General features: G+C 61.2%; 18 protein-coding genes. 9 read left to right on the forward strand and 9 right to left on the reverse strand.

What is annotated here, in order from left to right; translation table 11 throughout:
• Both ACMLHZ_RS10435 and dapF read right to left on the reverse strand, forming a co-directional pair.
• Positions 1–248: pyridoxamine 5'-phosphate oxidase family protein (locus ACMLHZ_RS10435; RefSeq protein WP_418667661.1), on the reverse strand; the 248-nt coding region annotated here is incomplete at its 3' end.
• A gap of 56 nt (positions 249–304) precedes the next feature.
• Entirely contained in the window at positions 305–1,135 is an 831-nt protein-coding gene (gene dapF, locus ACMLHZ_RS10440; protein ID WP_418667662.1) for a diaminopimelate epimerase, read from the reverse strand.
• 193 nt (positions 1,136–1,328) lie between these two features.
• Here dapF and acpP point away from each other — a divergent pair, with 193 nt between their 5' ends.
• Together acpP and proS are read left to right on the forward strand one after the other, a co-directional pair.
• Complete coding sequence (gene acpP / locus ACMLHZ_RS10445; protein ID WP_177562807.1) at positions 1,329–1,559, forward strand: acyl carrier protein; 231 nt, start codon at positions 1,329–1,331, stop codon at positions 1,557–1,559.
• Positions 1,560–1,625: 66 nt separating this feature from the next.
• Positions 1,626–3,065 carry a proline--tRNA ligase gene (gene proS / locus ACMLHZ_RS10450; RefSeq protein ID WP_418667663.1) on the forward strand — a complete coding sequence of 480 codons (1,440 nt, stop codon included), beginning with the start codon at positions 1,626–1,628 and terminating at the stop codon, positions 3,063–3,065.
• A gap of 95 nt (positions 3,066–3,160) precedes the next feature.
• Here the strand turns inward: proS and ACMLHZ_RS10455 are convergent, their stop codons facing one another.
• The 5 genes from ACMLHZ_RS10455 to ACMLHZ_RS10475 form a co-directional block, all read right to left on the reverse strand.
• Positions 3,161–3,928 (reverse strand): SDR family NAD(P)-dependent oxidoreductase, encoded by a 768-nt coding sequence (locus ACMLHZ_RS10455; RefSeq protein WP_418667664.1) that lies wholly within the window; start codon positions 3,926–3,928, stop codon positions 3,161–3,163.
• A gap of 4 nt (positions 3,929–3,932) precedes the next feature.
• Positions 3,933–4,868 (reverse strand): BadF/BadG/BcrA/BcrD ATPase family protein, encoded by a 936-nt coding sequence (locus tag ACMLHZ_RS10460; RefSeq protein ID WP_418667665.1) that lies wholly within the window; start codon positions 4,866–4,868, stop codon positions 3,933–3,935.
• Between the two features lie 12 nt (positions 4,869–4,880).
• Positions 4,881–5,933: an SIS domain-containing protein gene (locus tag ACMLHZ_RS10465; RefSeq protein WP_418667677.1), complete on the reverse strand. Its 1,053-nt coding sequence runs from the start codon at positions 5,931–5,933 to the stop codon at positions 4,881–4,883.
• 61 nt (positions 5,934–5,994) lie between these two features.
• Positions 5,995–6,420: a nuclear transport factor 2 family protein gene (locus ACMLHZ_RS10470; protein ID WP_418667666.1), complete on the reverse strand. Its 426-nt coding sequence runs from the start codon at positions 6,418–6,420 to the stop codon at positions 5,995–5,997.
• A gap of 240 nt (positions 6,421–6,660) precedes the next feature.
• Positions 6,661–9,132 (reverse strand): LuxR C-terminal-related transcriptional regulator, encoded by a 2,472-nt coding sequence (locus tag ACMLHZ_RS10475; RefSeq protein WP_418667667.1) that lies wholly within the window; start codon positions 9,130–9,132, stop codon positions 6,661–6,663.
• A 359-nt stretch (positions 9,133–9,491) separates the two neighbouring features.
• On the opposite strand from ACMLHZ_RS10475, the gene ACMLHZ_RS10480 reads away from it, so the two are divergent.
• The 6 genes from ACMLHZ_RS10480 to ACMLHZ_RS10505 all read left to right on the forward strand — a co-directional run bounded on the left by ACMLHZ_RS10480 (position 9,492) and on the right by ACMLHZ_RS10505 (position 16,320).
• Positions 9,492–11,099 (forward strand): FAD-dependent oxidoreductase, encoded by a 1,608-nt coding sequence (locus ACMLHZ_RS10480; RefSeq protein WP_418667668.1) that lies wholly within the window; start codon positions 9,492–9,494, stop codon positions 11,097–11,099.
• A 35-nt stretch (positions 11,100–11,134) separates the two neighbouring features.
• A complete protein-coding gene (locus tag ACMLHZ_RS10485; RefSeq protein ID WP_418667669.1) occupies positions 11,135–12,364 on the forward strand; it encodes a CynX/NimT family MFS transporter in 1,230 nt (409 codons plus the stop codon).
• 50 nt (positions 12,365–12,414) lie between these two features.
• Complete coding sequence (locus ACMLHZ_RS10490) at positions 12,415–13,734, forward strand: ABC transporter substrate-binding protein (protein WP_418667670.1); 1,320 nt, start codon at positions 12,415–12,417, stop codon at positions 13,732–13,734.
• 96 nt (positions 13,735–13,830) lie between these two features.
• Entirely contained in the window at positions 13,831–14,727 is an 897-nt protein-coding gene (locus tag ACMLHZ_RS10495) for a carbohydrate ABC transporter permease (protein ID WP_418667671.1), read from the forward strand.
• 35 nt (positions 14,728–14,762) lie between these two features.
• Positions 14,763–15,590, forward strand: coding sequence for a carbohydrate ABC transporter permease (locus ACMLHZ_RS10500; protein ID WP_418667672.1), 828 nt, complete (start codon positions 14,763–14,765; stop codon positions 15,588–15,590).
• A gap of 145 nt (positions 15,591–15,735) precedes the next feature.
• A complete protein-coding gene (locus ACMLHZ_RS10505) occupies positions 15,736–16,320 on the forward strand; it encodes a helix-turn-helix domain-containing protein (RefSeq protein WP_418667673.1) in 585 nt (194 codons plus the stop codon).
• A gap of 126 nt (positions 16,321–16,446) precedes the next feature.
• Here ACMLHZ_RS10505 and ACMLHZ_RS10510 read toward each other — a convergent pair whose 3' ends face one another.
• Together ACMLHZ_RS10510 and ACMLHZ_RS10515 are read right to left on the reverse strand one after the other, a co-directional pair.
• On the reverse strand, positions 16,447–16,914 hold the full coding sequence (locus ACMLHZ_RS10510) for a VOC family protein (protein WP_418667674.1): 468 nt from the start codon (positions 16,912–16,914) through the stop codon (positions 16,447–16,449).
• A gap of 95 nt (positions 16,915–17,009) precedes the next feature.
• On the reverse strand, positions 17,010–17,651 hold the full coding sequence (locus tag ACMLHZ_RS10515) for a GyrI-like domain-containing protein (RefSeq protein WP_418667675.1): 642 nt from the start codon (positions 17,649–17,651) through the stop codon (positions 17,010–17,012).
• Between the two features lie 206 nt (positions 17,652–17,857).
• Here ACMLHZ_RS10515 and ACMLHZ_RS10520 point away from each other — a divergent pair.
• Positions 17,858–18,713: hypothetical protein (locus tag ACMLHZ_RS10520; RefSeq protein WP_418667676.1), on the forward strand; the 856-nt coding region annotated here is incomplete at its 3' end.

Raw genomic sequence — 18,713 nt, forward strand, 5'->3', positions numbered from 1 at the left:
GGGCTGCGGTCAAAGTTCACCGTGCCCTGAATGCGCAGCAGCCGCTGTTCGCCCAGATCGGCGCACAGCTCCAGGTTGGTGTTGTCCAGCAGCTGCTTGTAGGCCTCCTTGTGCTTGCCCATGGCAATATAAAAGTATCCGTTGTAGATCATGTAATGGTTGATGGGCCGCACCCGGGGCAGATACCCCTCCACGGTGGCCAGATACAGGGTGGGCCTGCTCTCCAGCAGTTTCTTCAATTCTTCCATCTCAAACCCTCTCCTTGCCTTTTGTATCTTATTGCCCCGGCCGGGGCAGAATGCCTTTATACCTCGGCGCTCCCGGTAAACGCGGTCACCGCCGGGCCGGTCATGAGCACGCGGCGGTCGCCGCCCACCCGGATCACCAGGGTGCCTCCGGTCAGCTCCACCCGAATGTCCGTGTCGGGCGGGCACAGCCCCAGCGCCACGCTAGCCGCCGCGCTGGCGCAGGCGCCGGTACCGCAGGCAAAGGTCTCGCCCGTGCCCCGCTCCCACACCCGCATTTTCAAATGCCCGGGCCCCAGCAGCTGGATAAACTCGGCGTTCACCCCTTCGGGGAAAGCCGAGTGGTGCTCAAAGCAGGGCCCCAGGGCGGGCAGGTCCACCCCGGCCACATCCTCCACCACGCTCACGCAGTGGGGGTTGCCCATGGAAATGCAGGTCACGGGCCAGGCGCGGCCCCGCACCATCAGCTCCGCGCCCACCACAGGCCCGGCTCCAAGCCCCTGCACCGGCACCCGCTCGGGCAAAAACTCCGCAAAACCCATGTCCACCTGCCACTGGCCCTCGGCCACCCGGCGGATGGTCTTGGGCCCGGCCAGGGTGTCCACGGTCATCGTTTCGCCCGCGCGGCCCCGCTCATACAGCCACTGGGCCACACAGCGGATGCCGTTGCCGCACATTTTGCTCTCGCTGCCGTCGGCGTTGAACATGCGCATCTGCGCGTCGGCCGTCTCGCTCTTGCAGATGCAGATCAGCCCGTCCGCCCCCACCGCAAAGTGGCGGGGGCTCAGCTTTCTGGCCAGCTCGGGCACGTTTTCCGGCATCCCGGAAAAGCAGTCCACATAAATGTAATCGTTGCCGCAGCCCTGCATCTTGGTGAATTCCAGGGTCATGCCGTTTCCCTCCCCGTGGCGGCGCAGCCTTGCACCCACCCATCTTATGTTTTATTATACATTCTAACAGCCGATTGTACAAGAAAAAACTTTGCTCTGGGCCTTGACAACCCCCGGCGGATAGGCTATAAAATGTAGTAGTATAAATCGCGGCCTCCCGGGGCCAGCGCGAATTAAGGAGAGTTTTAAGGATATGGACACTTTCGAACGCATCCGTGAGCTTTTGGCGGAACAGCTCGACATCGAGGAAGAGAAGATCACCATGGAAAGCGACATCCTGGAAGACTTCGAGGCCGACAGCCTGGACGTGGTAGATATGGTCATGAGCCTGGAAGACGAATTCGGCGTGGAAGTCCCCGACGAGGCGGTGGAAGGCCTCAAGACCGTGGGGGACGTGGTCCGCTATATCGAGGAAAACAGCTGAGCCGCGCATTTTAAAATTGCCCCCGTTCCAAGCGGGGGCTTGTTTTTTGGCAAAGGAGAAAAAAGAATGAGCGAACAAAAGAAAAAACTGGTGGAGGCCATCACCCCCATCAACCAGGATTTTGCCCAGTGGTATACCGACGTGTGCCTCAAAGCCGAACTGGTGGACTATTCCACCGTGAAGGGCTGCATGATCCTGCGCCCCTACGGCTACGCCATCTGGGAGAACATCCAGCATATCCTCGACGGCATGTTCAAAGCCACCGGCCACGAAAACGTGGCCATGCCCCTTTTCATCCCGGAAAGCCTGCTGCAAAAGGAAAAGGACCATGTCGAGGGCTTCGCGCCCGAGGTCGCCTGGGTCACCCACGGCGGCGGCGAGCAGCTGGAAGAGCGCATGTGCGTGCGCCCCACCAGCGAGACCCTGTTCTGCGACCACTTTGCCCACGTGCTGCACTCCTGGCGCGATCTGCCCATGAAGTACAACCAGTGGTGCAGCGTGGTCCGGTGGGAAAAGACCACCCGCCCCTTCCTGCGCAGCCGCGAGTTCTGGTGGCAGGAGGGCCACACCATCCACGAGACCGAGGCCGAGGCCATTGCCGAGACCGAGCAGCAGCTCAATACTTATGCCGAGTTCTGCGAAAAAAGCCTCATGATCCCGGTGGTCAAGGGCAAAAAGACCGATAAGGAAAAGTTTGCCGGCGCCGAGGCCACCTATTCCATCGAGGCCATGATGCACGACGGCAAGGCCCTGCAAAGCGGCACCAGCCACTATTTTGGCGACGGCTTCTCCCGCGCCTTCGGGGTGCAGTTCACCGGCCGCGACAACCAGCTGCAATACCCCTTCCAGACCAGCTGGGGCGTTTCCACCCGGCTGGTGGGTGCCATTATCATGACCCACGGCGACGACGAGGGCCTCATCCTCCCCCCGGCCGTGGCCCCCTACCAGGTGGTGGTGCTGCCCATCGCGGCCCACAAGCCCGGCGTGGCCGAAAAAGCGCAGGAGGTGGCCGCCCGGGTGGCAACGTTCGCCCGCGTCAAGCTGGACGACAGCGACAACAGCCCCGGCTGGAAGTTCAGCCAGTGGGAGATGAAGGGCGTGCCCCTGCGCCTCGAGCTCGGCCCCAAAGACATCGAGAAAAACCAGTGCGTCCTGGTCCGCCGCGACACCCGCGAAAAATATTTCGTCAGCCTGGACGAGCTGGAAACCGAGATCCCGCGCCTTCTGAGCGAGCTGGCGCAGAACCTCTACCAGCGCGCGCTGGAAAACCGCGAAAAGCGCACCTGGGCCGCCGCCAGCATGGAAGAGGTCAAGCGCCTGGCCGAAGAAAACAACGGTTACATCAAGACCATGTGGTGCGGCAGCCTTGCCTGCGAAGAAAAAATGAAGGAGGAGGCGGGCCTCTCCAGCCGCTGCATGCCCTTTGATCAGGAGCATCTGGCCGACACCTGCCCCTGCTGCGGCAAGCCCGCAAACCTCATGGTCTACTGGGGCAAGGCGTACTGAAATTCAAGATCCGACCCATCAGCGGGAGCGGCAGCGCCTTAAAGGCGCTGCCGCTCCCGCTGATATTTGGTTTTGCCGCCGTTTTTTGCTCCTGTTCACAAAAAGCCCACCATGCCGGGGTCCACCACGGTCAGCCCCCCGTCCGCCATCAGCTCCGCGCCGGTGATGTAAGAGGCCTTGTCCGAGGTCAGAAACAGGGCCGCGCCGGCGATCTCATCCAGGCCGCCGGGGCGCTTGAGCGGCACAAACCGGGTCACGTATGCATATGCCTCCTCCAGCGTGAGGCCCCGCCGCTCCATGATCTCCTCCATCTCCCGGTCCGACATCGCCGTTCGCATCCAGCCGGGGTGCAGCACGTTGCAGCGCACCCCCTCTGCCCCAAAATCAAAGGCGATGGATTTGCTCAGCCCGCACAGGGCGTGTTTAAAGGTCACGTAGCACACCTCGTCCCGCACGGCCAACCTCGCGGCTGGGGAACCGATAAAAAGAAGGCTGCCGCGGCGGACTTTCAGATATTTCAAGGTCTTTTTCGCGGTGATGAACTGGGCCGTCAGGTTCACGCTGTTCACAAATTGCCAGTCTTCCATCAGGCAGTCCTCAGCGTTTCCCAGGCGCATCACGGCCGCGCAGGCCACCACCGCATCCAGCCCTCCCTCCGTCTCGATCCGGGGCAGCGCCGTTTTGTCCCACGCCTCGGGCTGTGCAATATCCATCACAAGGGGCACGATCCGCTCGCTCTCCAGCGTCTCCAGTCCTCCCCGGTCCCGGTCCGCCGCGTAAACCCGGCAGCCCTCCCCCGCATACGCCAGAGCCAAATGCCGGCCCAGGCCCGAGGCGGCGCCCGTTACCAATACGCTCTTCATTCCTTTATCTCTCCTTTTGAAATCTGCACAAAGCCATCCGGCCCGCGCCGTCCGCTGCGTCCCGCTCCGCGATCAGCACCTCAGCCCCCGGGTATTTTGTCAGCAGCCCCTGCCGGAAGGCCCTAAAATGCCGCTGGCTTTTTACAATGGCGCTGCCCCAGGCCCCGGCTTTAAAGCTTTTTTCTCGATCCAGCCCCAGCGGCTCAATGACCGCCTCCGCGAGCCGGCAGGTATGCCGGGCGGCGGCTTCGATGATCCGGGCGGCCGCCTCGTCGCCGGCGTCGGCCGCCCGATCCGTCAGAGCCGCCAGGCCTGGGTCCTTCCACCCGCCGGTGTCGATCTGGCGGCAGATCTCCAGCAGGTCTTTTCGGTCCCGGATGCACAGCGTTTCACACAGGCACTCGGTCAGGCATGAGCGCGGCGCCTGCCCGTCGAACCACAGGGTCAGGTGATAAAGTCCCTGGCGGGCGATCCATGCGCCCGAGCCCTCGTCCCCAAAAATGCACAGCGGCCATCCTCCACAGCGGGCGGTCTCGCCCTGGGAGTTCCGGCCGTACGCAATGGATCCCGTGCCTGCAATCACCACCACTCCCACCCCGCCCGTCGCTGCAAAATGCGCCGCCTCCGCGTCGTTCACAAAAAATTCCGGGCAGCGAAACCCCGGCAGCAAGCGGTACATTCCTTCGATCGTCCGCCGGTCTCCATCCGAATCCAGCCCGGTCGTACCGCAGACAAGGCAAACACAGTCCTCCGGCTTAGCGCCGAACTGCGCCAGGCAGCAGCCGATATTCCGCTCGATTCTGCGCAGCGCCTCCTTTTCCGAAACGCGGTAATGGCTGGCCGGCTCCCCCGTAAATTCGGCAAGGGTGTTGCCGGCCAGGTCCAGGGCCTTTACCAGATACTTAGTGCCCCCGCTGTCGATCCCGATCACATACTGCATAGCAGGCCCCCCCTATCTGCCGCCGCCGAATTTTGTCGGCCACCGGCTCGAAAATTCCCGGAACACAGCCAGCCCATCCGGGATCTCCAGGATCTCCGGCAGCCTTGCGGCTATAAGCTGCGGCGCCGGCAAAAACTCAAAGATCTGGGTGTAGGGGGCGCCCGTCATGCACAGGGCAAGATCTCCCTGCCCCTGCTCGGTTTCCCCGGGCCTCAGCACAAAGGTGTACTTTGAATGGGCGGCGTGGCATCCGGCAAGGCCCAAAAGGCGCTCGTTCTCCTGCGGGCCGGCAAAAAAGATCCCGCCCAGCTCCTCGTCGGTGGAAAAAACAGGCCCATGCAGATATTCCTCAAATTCATAGGCCAGCGCGGGAACGCGCACGGTCTCTAAAATTTTGAGTGCCCCTTCCGCCGCAGCCGCCGCGCCGCAGCCGTTTCCCACCAAAACGTACTTTTTGATCTTCTTCAGCCGCTCCAGATTCTGTGCGAACCAGCTCTCTGTGCGCGCCAGGTTGCGGCGCATATCCTCGCACGCCCGCGCAAGAATACCCAGAGTTGCGGTGTATCCTGCGCCCTCCAGCTTCCCCGCCGCGCGGCCGGCTTCCAGCGCGCACAGGTACAGGCACATCACCGATGCGGTGTATCCCATGGTCTTGGGCCCGGCCAGCTCCTCACCGCAGCCGATCAGCATGTGGTGTTTCACCCGCCTTGCCAGCTCGCATTCCGCCTCGCCTGTCACAGCGATCAGGGGGTGGGGCGCCAGGGCTTCCGCCGCGGCCAGCATGTTGGTGGAGGAACCCCCCTGCGATAATAAAACGACAAGCGGCCTGTCGCTGAAAACGCCCGGAAAGGCCGTGGGGGTAAACGCGCCGGTCTCAATGCCCAGCATTTCCTGCATAAAAGGCGCCGCCGCCCGCGCGGCGTTAAACGACGATCCGCTCCCGATCAGATACAGCCGGTCCGGGCCTGCGGCCCGGAAAAGGCGCACGAAGGGCTGGGTAAGCGCCTCCCTCTCCTGCACAAGCGCGGCCAGCGTCTCTGGTTGCTTGGCCCAATAAGAATACATATTTTTCACAGGCATTTATCCTGCACCGTCCTTTCTGCCGTGTGTTGCGGGGCGGCCCGGTTTATGCGTGCGGGCCGCCGCCTTCCGCTGCGGGCGTCACGGCGTCCCATAGCAGCTTTGTGTCCGCAAACTGCTCATAACTCACGATCCTGCCCCCTTCAAAGCGCCACAGGTGCGCCGTCCTCACCCACATGCTCCTGCGGGTGATCCGGTGTATCCCCTCATAGTGGCCCACCATCACCACCACGTTCCGGTCCACGTCCTCAAAGTACTCCTCCGGAACGCATGCAAACCGATCCCATTCGCCGATGCTGCCGCCAAACACATGCTTCAGCACCTCTTTCGGGCCCGTAAACCTGCCGCTGTGCGGGCCTCCCGCCATGTCCGTCCAAACGCCCTCTTCGCTGAAATCCTGCAGGATCCCGGGCAGATCGCCCGCCGCGCTGCACGCGTACGAGCGCTTTATCTTTTCCAGGTTGCCGCTCATCCCATCTGCTCCTTTTTGCGTTTTTACCCCCACTTTTTTCTGCCCCAGGGGCTGTTTACAGTTCCCATTATAGGGCAGGCCCTTTTATTTTCGCACTATCACTCCTGACAGTCCCGGGGCAAAAACCGGCAAATGCCCCTTCCTTTTTTGCACAACAGGGCAAAAGCGCGCCAGGCGGAAAATTTTCCGCCTGGCGCGCTTTTTCTGCTTTTTGCCCCGCTGTAAAAAGTCTGTCCCGGCTCAGATCAGCTTCAGCTCCCGCGCCTTTTTGATCGCCAGCACCTTGTCGTTGACCTCCAGCTTGGTGTAAATATTCCTCACGTGATAGCGCACGGTGGTGATCGACACAAACAGTTCCCTGCCGATGTCCGAGTGCTTCCACCCCTTTTCCAGCAGCAGAAGCACCTCCCGTTCCCGCTCGGTCAAATCAATGCGGTTTGCCTGCGCTCCCCTCACCGCGCTCTCATACCCCGCGCAGCAGGCCAGCAGCCGGTCGGTGTACGCCCTGCCGCAGCCGGCGGCCTGCGCCCGCTCCGCAAGGTCCTCCAAAATGTAACCGGCGTTCTCCGCAAAGGGCAGCACAATATTGTCCGCCTGGCCCGCCAAAAGGGCTTCCTCCACTGCCTTTGCCGCGGCCTCGGTCCCGCGCAGGTGCCGCTGTGCGATCGCCTGGTAGAGCTGGGCATACAAAACGCCCAGCCGGTTTCCGGTCTCGCTGTAAAGCAGCAGCATACACTCGCACAGCGACGCAAGCTTCAGATATTCCTCCTGCAACAGCAGCGCCTTTCCATACACGATATAGTAGTACGGCTTTCCCTGCGCCAAAAAGCTCGCGCCCGTCGTATCCCCCTGCACAAGCCAAGTGGCGACCCCTTCGGCCTTGCGCAGGCAGGCGGCAAGATACCCGGTGGTCAGCTCACAGGCGGTCTCAAGCACCGGGTTGTTTTTGCCGGCCGTTTCCTGGCGCATGCTTTTCAGCGCGGTCTCCGCATCCCCTATCCGGTCTGTGCAGATGAACAGCCGGGCCAGGCAGAACTGGGCGCACAAAACGACCGAGGCCTGGCCCGCGTCCCGCGCCTTGTAAATGGCCTTGTGCGCGTTCAGCTCCACCTCCTCGAACCGCCCGGTCTCCAGTGCGTATTCCGCCTTTACCAGCGAGTCGCAACCCGTTCCGCACCCGCCGAACACCAGCTGCAGAACGTCAAAATTGTTTGCGATGAACTGCATCGTGTGAAACAGCTTTCCTCTTTGCCGGAAATACGAGAACAGCAGCTCCGGGCAGCCGAAGGAAAAATCCGCGCTTTTGGTCACGATGCTGGAACGTCCCCCGTCAAAAAGGCTCAGCGCTCTCAGGCTGCAATCCAGCATTTTTTCCATATCGTTGAAGTACAGGAGGGTCCACAGGGTCTCGATCTCCGCCAACAGCAGCGTCTTGATGCCCTCGCTGTAATTCGAATTCTTCACGTCCTCCTTCATTACGATCAGCCGGCTTTTGCACTGGTTGGGCTCTCCCCGCAGCGCGAAGATCCGTATATATTTCAGATACGCCACCGGGTATCTCATGCAAAGCTCTTTGGGCAGGTTCTCAAACACCCTTTGGATCTGGTCGAACTGGTCGTAGGGAATGTCCGGCGCATTGTCGGGGTCCAAAATCTTCAGGATCGCCTCCATGTTCCCCGCCCGGTAATACTGTTCAAACGCGCTCGCGTAATCGCCGCGGCGGATGTACCACTCGCCCGCCCGGTCGAACAGGTCGCTGCGCCGGCTTCCCTGCCAAAGCCCCTTGTTCACCAGGAAGGTTTTCATCAGGCTTTGTACCCGGTAATTGCCCGAGCGCTCATCCAGCGAAAGCAGGGTCCTGTCGCTCATCAGCTTTTTCAGGTGCCGCTGTTCCTCCTCGTCTTCCAGTATCCACATCGCCATGCCCGCCGTAAACCCGTCGAACAGCGACAGCTTGAGCAAAATCTGTTTCAGGGTACCGTCCAGCTTCGCGTAAACGTTTGTCTCAATAAATTCGTCCAGCGCGCTTGTTTTGTCCAGGGGCAGCCCCTGCCGCACGCTCTGGGTCGCCATACAGATCATGGCGATCCAGCCGTCGGTGTACCGGCACACTTCGTCCAGTGTGGCCTCTGTGAGCGGGGTATCCACCAAATCAAAATACGCCTTGGTCTCCTCACGGGTGAACTTCAGTTCCTGCTCTGTCAAAATATAGCACAGCTGTTTTTGGGCGTATTCCAGCAGGGCGGCATCCGTGAGTTCCCTGGTCAGAAAGACGAAGTGCAGGTTGCCGATCCTCTCTTTCGCCGCCAGCTTCAGGAACCGCAAAAAATCGCTGTTCTCCATCAGCTGAAAATCGTCGATCACCACCAGCAGAGGCTTCTCAAACGTCCATTCGCTCAACAGCTCAATGGCGCTGGCGATCCTTCCCGCACTGCCGGGGCGGCCCACCTTTTTCAGCTGCCGTCCCAGCCCCGGGAACAGCTTTTCCAGCCTACGGCACATCCTCTCCCAGGCATACTCCACCGAGCCGCCCGCCCCCGAAAGCGATATCTGGATCACGTCGGCGTTTTTGGATCGCAAAAAGTTTTTCATGGCCACGGTTTTTCCATACCCGACGGGCGCTTTCAGGATGAACAGCGGATACGAATATATCCTGTTCAGGCTTTTGTTGATCCGCTTTCGGTTCAATATCTTTGCGTCCTTTGGTTCCATCAAAACTGCCCCCTTCTGCACCGGCGCTCGCCCTCGGGCCTCCCCAGGCCCGAGCTTCCGCCGCGAAAAAGCTCGAAATGCGAGGAATTGTTCTATATATACCATATTTCGCCGCATATTTACAGTGCATTCGGCAGGTAAAAGTTCCCTTCGGCCCAAACGCCCCAGCCGGCTGCAAAGCGCTGGCCAGCGCTTGTTTTGCTGTTGAAGGCGGCGCAAAAAGCGGTTTGCGGCGGGTGAACCGTCACAAGTGATAGTTATCCAAACCGGCGGGCGAATTTATAATGGGGTCAAAGCGGCGCAGGTGCAGGCCTGGCTGCTATCTCTCCCTTTACACAAAATGAGCAGGAGGGCACCCTATGATAAACGTATACAAAACAGAAGCCTGGCTCGGCCGCGAGCCCGAGATCCCCGCTTCGGCCATCACATCCTCTCTTGAAGCGGACGTGGTCGTGGTGGGCGGCGGCCTGGCGGGGGTGGCAGCCGTGCGCCAGGCCGCGGAACAAGGCGCAAGCGTACTGCTGTTTGAAAAATGCGAGACGGTGCAGGGCCGGACCGGCGATTTCACGACCTTTGGCAGCAAGCTCGCCGAGACCTGGGGCAGAAGCCAGGTCGACAGGGTCCGCCTGGTAAACGACCTAATGCGCGACATGGGCTATAAGGTCAGCCAGAATGTGCTTCGCAAATGGGCGCTGCACGCGGGCGAAGCGTTCGACTGGTACGTCAGCGCATACCCGGATCTGGTGGTCCTGCCCAGTTTCACCGAGTCCCCTCCCCCGGGGTGCAAGTGCTGGGTGCAGCCCAAGCGGTATCCCCTGCCGGATGCCTACGACGAAACGCGGCCCGAGCGCTTTTCCTGTTACCAGTACAACGTTTTCATTCGGCCCACCCATGTGCCCGTCCTGAAGGCGAACCTGGCGGCCGCCGAGGGCACGGGCAACGTGCAGGCCTTCTATTCCACCCGTGTGCTCAAGCTGCTCCGGCAGGGCGGGGGCCGCGTGCAGGGCGTCGTAGCCCAGGACGGGAACGGCAGCTATATCGAGGCCCGCGCAAAAAGCGGCGTGATCCTCGCCACAGGGGATTTTATGAACGACAAGGCGATGCTGCAGCGCTTCTTACCTTATTCCGCCAATACGCCCCAGTACTGGAACAGTTACGATAAAAACGATAATCCCTCCAACACGGGGGACGGGCACAAAATGGGTCTGTGGGTCGGTGCCAAGCTGCAGGATCAGCCGCCGGCGCCGCTGGCACACCACATGGGCAGCGTGTTCGGCTGCTCGGACTTTTTGCTTCTGGATTCCCGCGGCCTGCGCTTTGTAAACGAGGATGTCCCCGGTCTCCAGATCCACGAGCAGCTCGAGACCCTGCCGGACAAAACAGCCTGGCAGTTTGTCGACAGCAACTGGCGCCGGCAGATCCCTCACGTCTATCTGAGCCACGGCACCGTCTCGTATGTCCTGGAAGACGAGGCGTTTGATTCGGGCGAGGTGTTCGCAGGGCTGAACACCACCGATAATGTGGTCTCGCCCCGGCTCATCGAAGCCGCGCGGGAGAGCGGCCGCCTGCTGCGGGCGAACACCCTAGAGGACCTGATCGAGCGCACCGGCCTGCCTTCTGAGACCGCCCTCGCCTCCATCAGGCGCTACAACGACCTTTGCCGCAGCCAAAACGACGAGGATTTCGGCAAGGCCCCGGGCCGCATGTTCCCGGTGGAAAAGGGGCCCTTTTATGCGGCCAAGCTCACTCCCGCAAATCTTCTCGCCGTGCTGTTCGGCCTTCAGTGCGACGAAGAGACCCATGTTTACGACACGGCCGGCCGTATCATCCCCGGGCTTTATGCCGCCGGCAACGTGCAGGGCAACCGGGTCGCCGTGGGGTATCCCCTCACCGTTCCCGGGTTCAGTCATTCTCTGGCGCTCACCTTCGGCCGCATCGCCGGCGGGAACGCTGCCAGGGGCGTATAAAGCGGCCACCGCCGGAAAGGATATGGGAACGCACAATGCCCTTCAAAAAGAACAGTCTATCTCTCCTGACGGCGCTCATCCTCTCGGGGACCCTGTTTTTGTATGTCGCTCAGATGAGCCCCTCCGCGGTCCTGACCCTGCTCGAGCAGGAATACCGCATTGATCCCGCGGCCAGCAGCTTTGGGATTTCGGTCGTTTTTCTTCCCATCATCCTGTTTTCTTTGGGCGGCTCTTATTTGCTGGCCAGGGTCGGCCTGAAAAAGACCTATGCCCTTGCGCTGCTGCTGGGCGGCCTTGGCATCGTGCTGAACTTGTTCGCCGAGAACTTTCTTTTGTTCTGCATCGGCCGCATCGTCTACGGGGCCGGCTTCGGGCTGAGCACCCCCTTCATCGGCGCTGCGATCATGCGCTGGTATTCTCCCCCGCAGCGGGTCAAAATGGATACGGCCAACGCGCTGCTGCCATACCTGGGCAACATCCTGGTGTTCGCGCTCACCCTGCCTCTGACAGCCGCTTTCGCCGGCTCCTGGAAGGCCGCCCTTTCGGTGTGGGGATTTTTCAGCCTCGCGGTCCTGGCCCTGTGGCTGCCCCTCGCGCGGGAGGAAGGCCCCCTCGCGGCTTCGGCCCCCGGTACGGTCTGTCCGGCGGAAAAAGGGATATACAGGGGCCTTGTGCGGCGCAGGGAGATCCGGCTGCTCCTGATCGCGTTCGTGTGCGATTTCATCAGCTTTTCGGTGGTCACCTCCCTGCTGCCCACCTACTTTCAGCGGGACTGGGGCATGGCCATCCAGGCGGCCAACCGCATCACCACCCTCTTCCCGGTGGCCGGCGTGGCCGGCGGGATTGCGGCATACCACGTCATGGCCCGCACCGGCAGGCGCAGGACCCTTCTCTGGCTTGGGCAGGCCCTGAAAGCAGCCGGCATCGCGCTGATCTATTTCGGGGGCGCGGGAGCTCCCGGCCTCGCGGGCGTTGTGCTGGTGGGCGTCGGCAACTGCATCTGGATCCCACCCATGTTCGTGGTGCCCATGGAACTGGAGGGCATGACCCCCGCCCGGGTGGGCGCCGCCTTCTCTCTGATCACCTCCTGCGGCTTTGCCGGGGGGTTGGCGGCCCCCATCCTTGCCGGCAGCCTCAGCGCCCGCACCAGCTATGGTTTTGCCATCTTTCTCTGCATCGCGCCGTGCCTCGCAGGCCTTTTGGCCGCTCTCGCCATCCGCGAAACCGGCCCCGGTGCGGCACGCCACAACGCAAGCAAGCTCTGAGCCGCCGGGCCCGGAGCAAATTGATACAATAAAAGAAAAGAGGAGAAAAAATGAAGATCTGGCACAAGAATTTCAAACCCGCAAGCCTTCTGCTCGCTTTCGGGCTCGCAGCCTCCCTGCTTCTGGGCGGCTGCGGCGCCCCCGCCGCCGCGCCGTCTCCCTCAGGGTCGGGGGCGGCTCCCGCACAGGGCGAAGAGCCCGTCACCATCAAGTACGTCACCTGGCGCCTGGAAGACAAAGAGGTGTGGGAGGCGCTTGCCCAGCAGTTTCACAAAGAAAACCCCAACATTACCATCGAGTTCATCTATTCCAAGGATAACAGCAGCCATTACATGACCGTGGAGTCGAATCTTCTGGTGGGCGAAGGCATGGACCTGTTCGACTCGCACCCCTTTGCCGACAAATTCCTCAAATATGCCTCGGAGGGCATGCTGGTGGATCTTTCCGATACCGCCGGTGCCGAACGCATGACCGAGGGCGCCAGGCAGCTGGTGACCTACCAGGGCAAGCCCTACGGCTTCAGCTACGCCTATAACATGATCGGCCTGGTCTACAATAAGGACTTGTTCCAGCAGTATTCCGTCAAGGTCCCCGAGACTTACGAGGAGCTCAAAACAGCCGTCGCCTCCTTCCGGGCGGCCGGCCTGAACGGCGTTTCCTATTGCGGCAAAGAGGTGCGCACCGATTGGCTTTTCAAGGGCCTGCTTCTGGAGACCGCAGGCATGCAGGGCTACAACGCTTTTATGGAAAGCATCGACAGCGGCGCCCTCACCAATATCAAGGACAACGCGGCCGCTTACGAGGTGATACAGCAGATGAGCGACATGTATCACAACCAGGTCCTGTTCGATTACTCCGAGGCGATCGGTTTTGCCGAATCGCTCACCCTGCTGGCCCAGGGCCGCGCTCCCATGGTCTGTATGGGCACCTGGTGCTTCGGCACCGCCGATAAGGACATGCCCGGCATCAACTACGGCTTTGTGCCCATTCCCGCCGCTTCCAAACCGGGCGTCGTGTACGGCGAGCCTGCCCAGATCACCTGCATTCCCAAAAGCTCCAAGAACATCGAGGCCGCAAAAACCTGGCTCAACTTCCTGAGCGACCATTGCGCCGACTATACCAACGCCGTGAAGTTCTGCCCCAGCGTCACCGGCGTTGAGGCTACCTTCGAAGGGGCCGACACTCTGGCTCCCTACATCGAAAGCGGCTCTGTGGAGATGATGGGCATCCCTCAGATCAGCAAGACCGATATCTGGAACAACGCCTGGGTGGACACTTTGTCCAACATCCTGTTCAACGGCGCGGACGTGGACCAGGAGTTGGCAGCCTTTGAGGCCTTCCTCCTCAAGGCGGATCTGAAAAACAAATAACACGGAACCTGCCGGGGCTGCCGCCCGGGCCAGAGCCACAAAGGCGGTCCTGGCCCGCGCGGCGGTCCCCCACGGGGAAAGGGGGTCTCGGCGAACATGCGTTGGGACAAAAAGAAAACAAAATATCTTCTTTATGTGGTGCCCGTCACCCTGATCTGGGTGCTGTTCAGCCTTTGGCCGAACGTCTTGATGTTCATCACCGGCTTTTTCAAATGGAATGGCATCTCCCCCGAAAAGACCTTCGTTGGGTTTCAAAATTTCCGCGACGTCTTTTTGGACCCCCATCTAAAGATTGTGATCCTGAACACCTTCATCTATATTTTTTCGCTTTTGATCCTCCAGACTGTCATCGCCCTGTGCCTCACCCTGGTGCTCCACAGGAACACGCGGATCAACAAATTTTTCCGCACCCTGTTTTTTTCGCCGCTGGTGCTCTCGGGCGCGGTGGTGGGCCTGACCTGGGGCTATATGTACGATACGAATCTCGGTATGATCAACAGCCTGCTGGGTGCCGCGGGGCTGCAAAGGCTTCAGCAGAACTGGCTTGGCGTGGCGGGTCTGTCGGTGCTGTGCGTTGTGCTGGTACACATCTGGCAAAACCTTGGCTACCCCCTCACCATGATGCTCGCCGGGGTCAACAACATCCCTCAAAACCTGTACGAGGTCGCGCAGGTCGAGGGTGCGGGCCCCTTTCAGACCTTCCGCCATGTCACCCTGCCCCTGCTCATGCCCACCCTGCTGCGCATCATGCTGCTCACCATCACCACGGGCGCCCTTGCCTTCGACTATATCTTTGTTCTCACGAGCCAGGGCGGCAGCTATTCCGGCAGCTCTCCCATCGATACTCTCTCGGTCTATATTTACCGCAACCTCACGGCCACTTCCAACATCGGCAAACCGGCCGCTTTGGGCGTTCTGCTCTCCGTGGTCCTGTTCTTTGTCTATTTTGCCCAGTACTTTGTCACAAGGCGTGTGGAGGACGCGATCCAGTAGCCGCCGTTTCAACAGCTTTGGAGGAATAGAGCCATATGAAAAAAAAGATCACCCCGCACGGCATCGCCGGCAAGCTGCTGGTAGCGCTTTACAGCGTTTTTCTTTTGATGCCCATCTATTTTGTCATTTCCACCTCGTTGAAAGAAGGGTGGGAGGTGTCGCTTGACCCGCTCGGCCTTCCCTCTGCACCTCAATTCCGCAATTTTTACGATGCGGTGGTGCAGGGCAGCCTGGTGTCCGCCTTTTCCAACAGCGTGGTGGTAACGGGCTGCACCATCGCGGTCTCGCTCATCCTCACCATCCTTCTCTCTTACGGGCTGTACAAACTGTTCGCGACCCGGGTGGGATTCGTTTTTTACACCATCATCATGCTGGGCCTGGTCATCGCGCCGGTGGGGTATATCAATCTGATCCTTCACTACAAAAGTCTGCATCTTTACAACACCCTCCTGGGCGTGATCCTGTGCGTGGCCTCCAACTCTATCCCCTTCTCCACCCTCCTGATGGTGGGGCATTTTCGCAGCCTGCCTTCCGACCTCACCGATGCCGCCATCATCGACGGCTGTACCGACCTCAAGGCCCTGGTATACATCTTTGTGCCGCTTTCCAAATCCATCATCACCACCATCGTCATCCTGAACCTGGTCACCAGCTGGAACAACTTCCTTCTTCCGCTGCTGCTGCTCACCGACCAGAAGCTGAATACCATCCCCCTGAGCCTCATGGCGTTCAAGGGCATTTTCAGCGTGCAGTACAATCTTCTGTTCGCGGCGCTTATCATTACGGCGGTGCCCATGCTGGTGCTGTATCTGCTCTTCCAAAAAAACTTTGTGGAGGGCCTTGCCGGGGCCGTCAAGGGCTGAGGCGCGGGCGCGTCTCTCTGCAACGCCCCGGGCTGGCCGCCGCGCCCGCTCCCTGAACGCACCCTCTTTTCCACCGCTCCACGGAGCGTTGGTTGAAAGATCCCGCTTCGCGAGGTATGATTACCTACAGAAAGGGGGCGCCGCCATGGACGCCGCAAAGACCGGCGCGCTCATCCGCGCGCTGCGCCTTGAAAAAGGCCTGACCCAAAAACAGCTGGCCGACCGGCTGCATCTGAGCGACCGCACCGTCTCCAAGTGGGAGCGGGGCGCCGGCTGCCCGGACCTCTCGCTGTTTGGGGCTCTGGCGGGGGAGCTGGGGGTGGATCCCGGCCGCCTGCTGGCAGGCGAACTGGGCCAAAGCCCCCGCGAAGGAGGAAACATGAAGCGCATCCAATTTTATGTGTGCCCCGTGTGCGGCGAGGTGGTGTTTTCCACAGGCAACGCCGCCGTGAGCTGCTGCGGCAGGCCCCTGGCGCCGCTCAGGGCGGCGCCGGCCGAAGGAGCCCACACCCTGCGGCTCACCGAAATGGACGGCGGGCTGCTTGCCCAGCTGAAGCACCCCATGGAAAAAGGCCATTTCATCTCATTTTTGGCCTGTGTGCGGTACGACCGGGTCACCCTGGTTCGGCTTTGGCCCGAGCAGGCGGCCGAAGCGCACCTGCCCGCCGCCGGCCGGGCCGACTGGTATTTCTACTGTACGGGGCATGGGTTGTTCCGCCAGAAAAGCTGATCTGCTGCAAAAAGGGAGCCGTTCCATCCCGAACGGCTCCCTTTTTGCATTGTTTTCTCTCGCAGCCTGCCGAAATTCTTCAGGCACACCCTGTTGGCGACTGCGCGGCCAGTGCCCGCCCCGCGCTCACCGGGCGAGGCTTTTCACCATGCGCAGCGGCACGTCCATGCGCTGTGCGATCTGTTCCAGGGTCATGCCGCTGTCCAAAAAGCGGCGGCACACGGTCTTCAGGCTCTCGCCCACCTCAATGATATGGCCGTCCGGGTCGTAAAAGCGCACTCCGCGCTGCCCCCAGGGAAATTCCTGCACTGGGTGTACATAACGGATGCCCGGCAGGGCCGCCAGCTTCTCCAGAAAGGCGTCGAAGTTTTCCTCTTCAAAATACTGCTCGTCCGCCTGGCCCCCAAAGTGGATCTCGGCGGGGTCTTTTTGAATAAATCCCGCCCAGCTCTCCAGCGTCTGCAAAGAAAGGCCGCCGGTCAGGATCACATTCGCGCCCAGGTCCGCGGTCACATGCAGCCCCAGCACCTGCCGGTAAAACGCCTTCGAGGCCTCCATGTCCTTTACCACCAACATCGAATTTCCGTACTTCATACTCTTGTCTCCTTCATTTGTTTTTTCCAGCCCGCCCGGCCGCATGCCTCCCGCAAAAGCCAGCGCGCCCCGTGCGCAGTCTTTGGCCCGTTCTCTCACAGCCGGGCCACCGGCACCCGCAGCACCGTGCGCAGCTTTTCCGGCGCGCATTTGCGCGGGTCGCTCAGGTAGATCTCATGGTGGCGGCGCGTTTCGCTGTAATCGGGGCGGCGGCCGTGTTCCGCCGCGTAGGCCTCCATCCGCGCCATGGTGGCGGGCTCGTCGTCAAAGGGGCCAAGGTGCATGCACTGGCAGCACTCCCCCTCCTCCAGGCTCAAAAACTCCACCTTCCCGGTGTCCAGCCCCTTTTTGGCGGCCGCCTGCGCCTTGGCCCATTCCAGCGCCTCCGGGGTCACAAACTCCGGCAGCCGGATCATCGAGATAAAGCAGAACCCCTCCTTGTTGGCATAGTCCACCCCGGCGCGCCCGCCGTCCATCCACCACAGCCCCTCCAGCGGGGGAACGACGTAATTAAAGTAACCGGGCAGCTCCTTCGCGCCCAGGCGGCTGGTTTTGATGGTGTAGCTCACCGCATACAAAAGCCCCACCGCCTGTTTGTACTCCCCGTCCTCCCGGTTGGGGTCGCCCCGGCCCCGCACCGCCGCGTAGTTTGCGGGCGGCACGGTCACGATCGTCGGCTCTGTGCCCGGTCCATAGAGTTCCTTCATTGTTTTTTTATAATCCAGCGCTGCCGCCATACCGCGTTCCTCCTCTGTTTTTTCTTAATTATAGCATTCCAAACAAGCCAACAGCGTGTCCTGTTTTCTTTTTCCCACAGGCATTTTTTGCCGCGCCCGCACTCCCGCCCGGCACTTGACAGGCAATTTCCCTTAGGCTAAGCTAAAGAAAAGCGTTTCAGCGCGGCTCGGTGAAGCACCGCGCCGCACAAAAGGAGGCTTTTGCCATGACCTTCTCAGGGTCCGTTTGTCTGCTTGTGGCCGGGGCCGCGCTGGCCTCACTGCTGGGCGGCTGCGCCGTCCCGCCCGGCGCGGCCGCCTCTTCGGCCCCTTCTTCCGGCGCGGCTTCCTGCGCCTCTGATGGGCAAGGCGCCTGGCAGCCCCCTGGCGCGGCCGAGCTTGACGCTATAAAAAAAGCTTTGAAAACAGAGGAACCCACCCCCGAGAGCGGCCATTATCTCTCCTATTCCTCCCGGTTCGTCGGTGTGCTCTCCCCCGAAGAGCAGGCGAAGCTGCCCTGGCTGGGTGAGCCCCTTCTCCCGGCGGGCGGCGCTTGCTCTGGTTTTATAAGCTGGCGGGGCTATCTGGCTGTCCATCCGGCCTGCCAGGTGGCCCAAACAGAGCTTGTTTACGAATACACGCCTGAGACCGCGATCCTGGGCCCGCAGTACCCGCACGGCCAATACGCGGTCTATTCGCTGCTCACCCAAACGGCACAGGGCTGGCAGGCGGTCGATTCCCATCGCGTCTACCTCGCCGAACCACCCGGGGCCCCGCCGGAGCCCCTTCAGCAGCAGTTGGACCTCACCCGCTCTCAATGGGTGATGCTGCAGCACCAGGTGCGCAGCTTGGTGAGCGGCGGCATCGCCCGCAGTTTTTCCGGCGTACAGGAATTTTCGCCCCAAGAGCTGGGTCGCTACCTATGTGCCCGCGCTTCCGACTGGAACGCGGCGGGAGTGCTGTCCGGTTCTCCCTCCGACGGTCTGGTGGGCGTCATCCTTCAGGCCGACTTCTCAGCGGAAAACGGCTCCTGGGTCGGCGCAGACCTTCTGCCGGAGTGGGCGCGGCAGGAGGGTGCGGAGC

It is taken from the genome of Allofournierella sp. (assembly GCF_048388525.1).
In the GTDB taxonomy this organism is placed as follows: Bacteria; Bacillota; Clostridia; order Oscillospirales; family Ruminococcaceae; genus BQOK01.

Excerpts from the sequence above, each read along its gene's own strand:
- ACMLHZ_RS10465 (WP_418667677.1), bottom strand. The coding sequence starts at position 5,933 with ATGTATTCTTATTGGGCCAAGCAACCAGAGACGCTGGCCGCGCTTGTG.
- ACMLHZ_RS10475 (WP_418667667.1), bottom strand. The coding sequence starts at position 9,132 with ATGGAACCAAAGGACGCAAAGATATTGAACCGAAAGCGGATCAACAAA.
- ACMLHZ_RS10500 (WP_418667672.1), top strand. The coding sequence starts at position 14,763 with ATGAAAAAAAAGATCACCCCGCACGGCATCGCCGGCAAGCTGCTGGTA.
- ACMLHZ_RS10515 (WP_418667675.1), bottom strand. The coding sequence starts at position 17,651 with ATGGCGGCAGCGCTGGATTATAAAAAAACAATGAAGGAACTCTATGGA.
- ACMLHZ_RS10490 (WP_418667670.1), top strand. The coding sequence starts at position 12,415 with ATGAAGATCTGGCACAAGAATTTCAAACCCGCAAGCCTTCTGCTCGCT.
- acpP (WP_177562807.1), top strand. The coding sequence starts at position 1,329 with ATGGACACTTTCGAACGCATCCGTGAGCTTTTGGCGGAACAGCTCGAC.
- ACMLHZ_RS10460 (WP_418667665.1), bottom strand. The coding sequence starts at position 4,868 with ATGCAGTATGTGATCGGGATCGACAGCGGGGGCACTAAGTATCTGGTA.
- ACMLHZ_RS10485 (WP_418667669.1), top strand. The coding sequence starts at position 11,135 with ATGCCCTTCAAAAAGAACAGTCTATCTCTCCTGACGGCGCTCATCCTC.
- ACMLHZ_RS10470 (WP_418667666.1), bottom strand. The coding sequence starts at position 6,420 with ATGAGCGGCAACCTGGAAAAGATAAAGCGCTCGTACGCGTGCAGCGCG.
- dapF (WP_418667662.1), bottom strand. The coding sequence starts at position 1,135 with ATGACCCTGGAATTCACCAAGATGCAGGGCTGCGGCAACGATTACATT.
- ACMLHZ_RS10505 (WP_418667673.1), top strand. The coding sequence starts at position 15,736 with ATGGACGCCGCAAAGACCGGCGCGCTCATCCGCGCGCTGCGCCTTGAA.
- ACMLHZ_RS10455 (WP_418667664.1), bottom strand. The coding sequence starts at position 3,928 with ATGAAGAGCGTATTGGTAACGGGCGCCGCCTCGGGCCTGGGCCGGCAT.
- ACMLHZ_RS10495 (WP_418667671.1), top strand. The coding sequence starts at position 13,831 with ATGCGTTGGGACAAAAAGAAAACAAAATATCTTCTTTATGTGGTGCCC.
- proS (WP_418667663.1), top strand. The coding sequence starts at position 1,626 with ATGAGCGAACAAAAGAAAAAACTGGTGGAGGCCATCACCCCCATCAAC.
- ACMLHZ_RS10480 (WP_418667668.1), top strand. The coding sequence starts at position 9,492 with ATGATAAACGTATACAAAACAGAAGCCTGGCTCGGCCGCGAGCCCGAG.
- ACMLHZ_RS10510 (WP_418667674.1), bottom strand. The coding sequence starts at position 16,914 with ATGAAGTACGGAAATTCGATGTTGGTGGTAAAGGACATGGAGGCCTCG.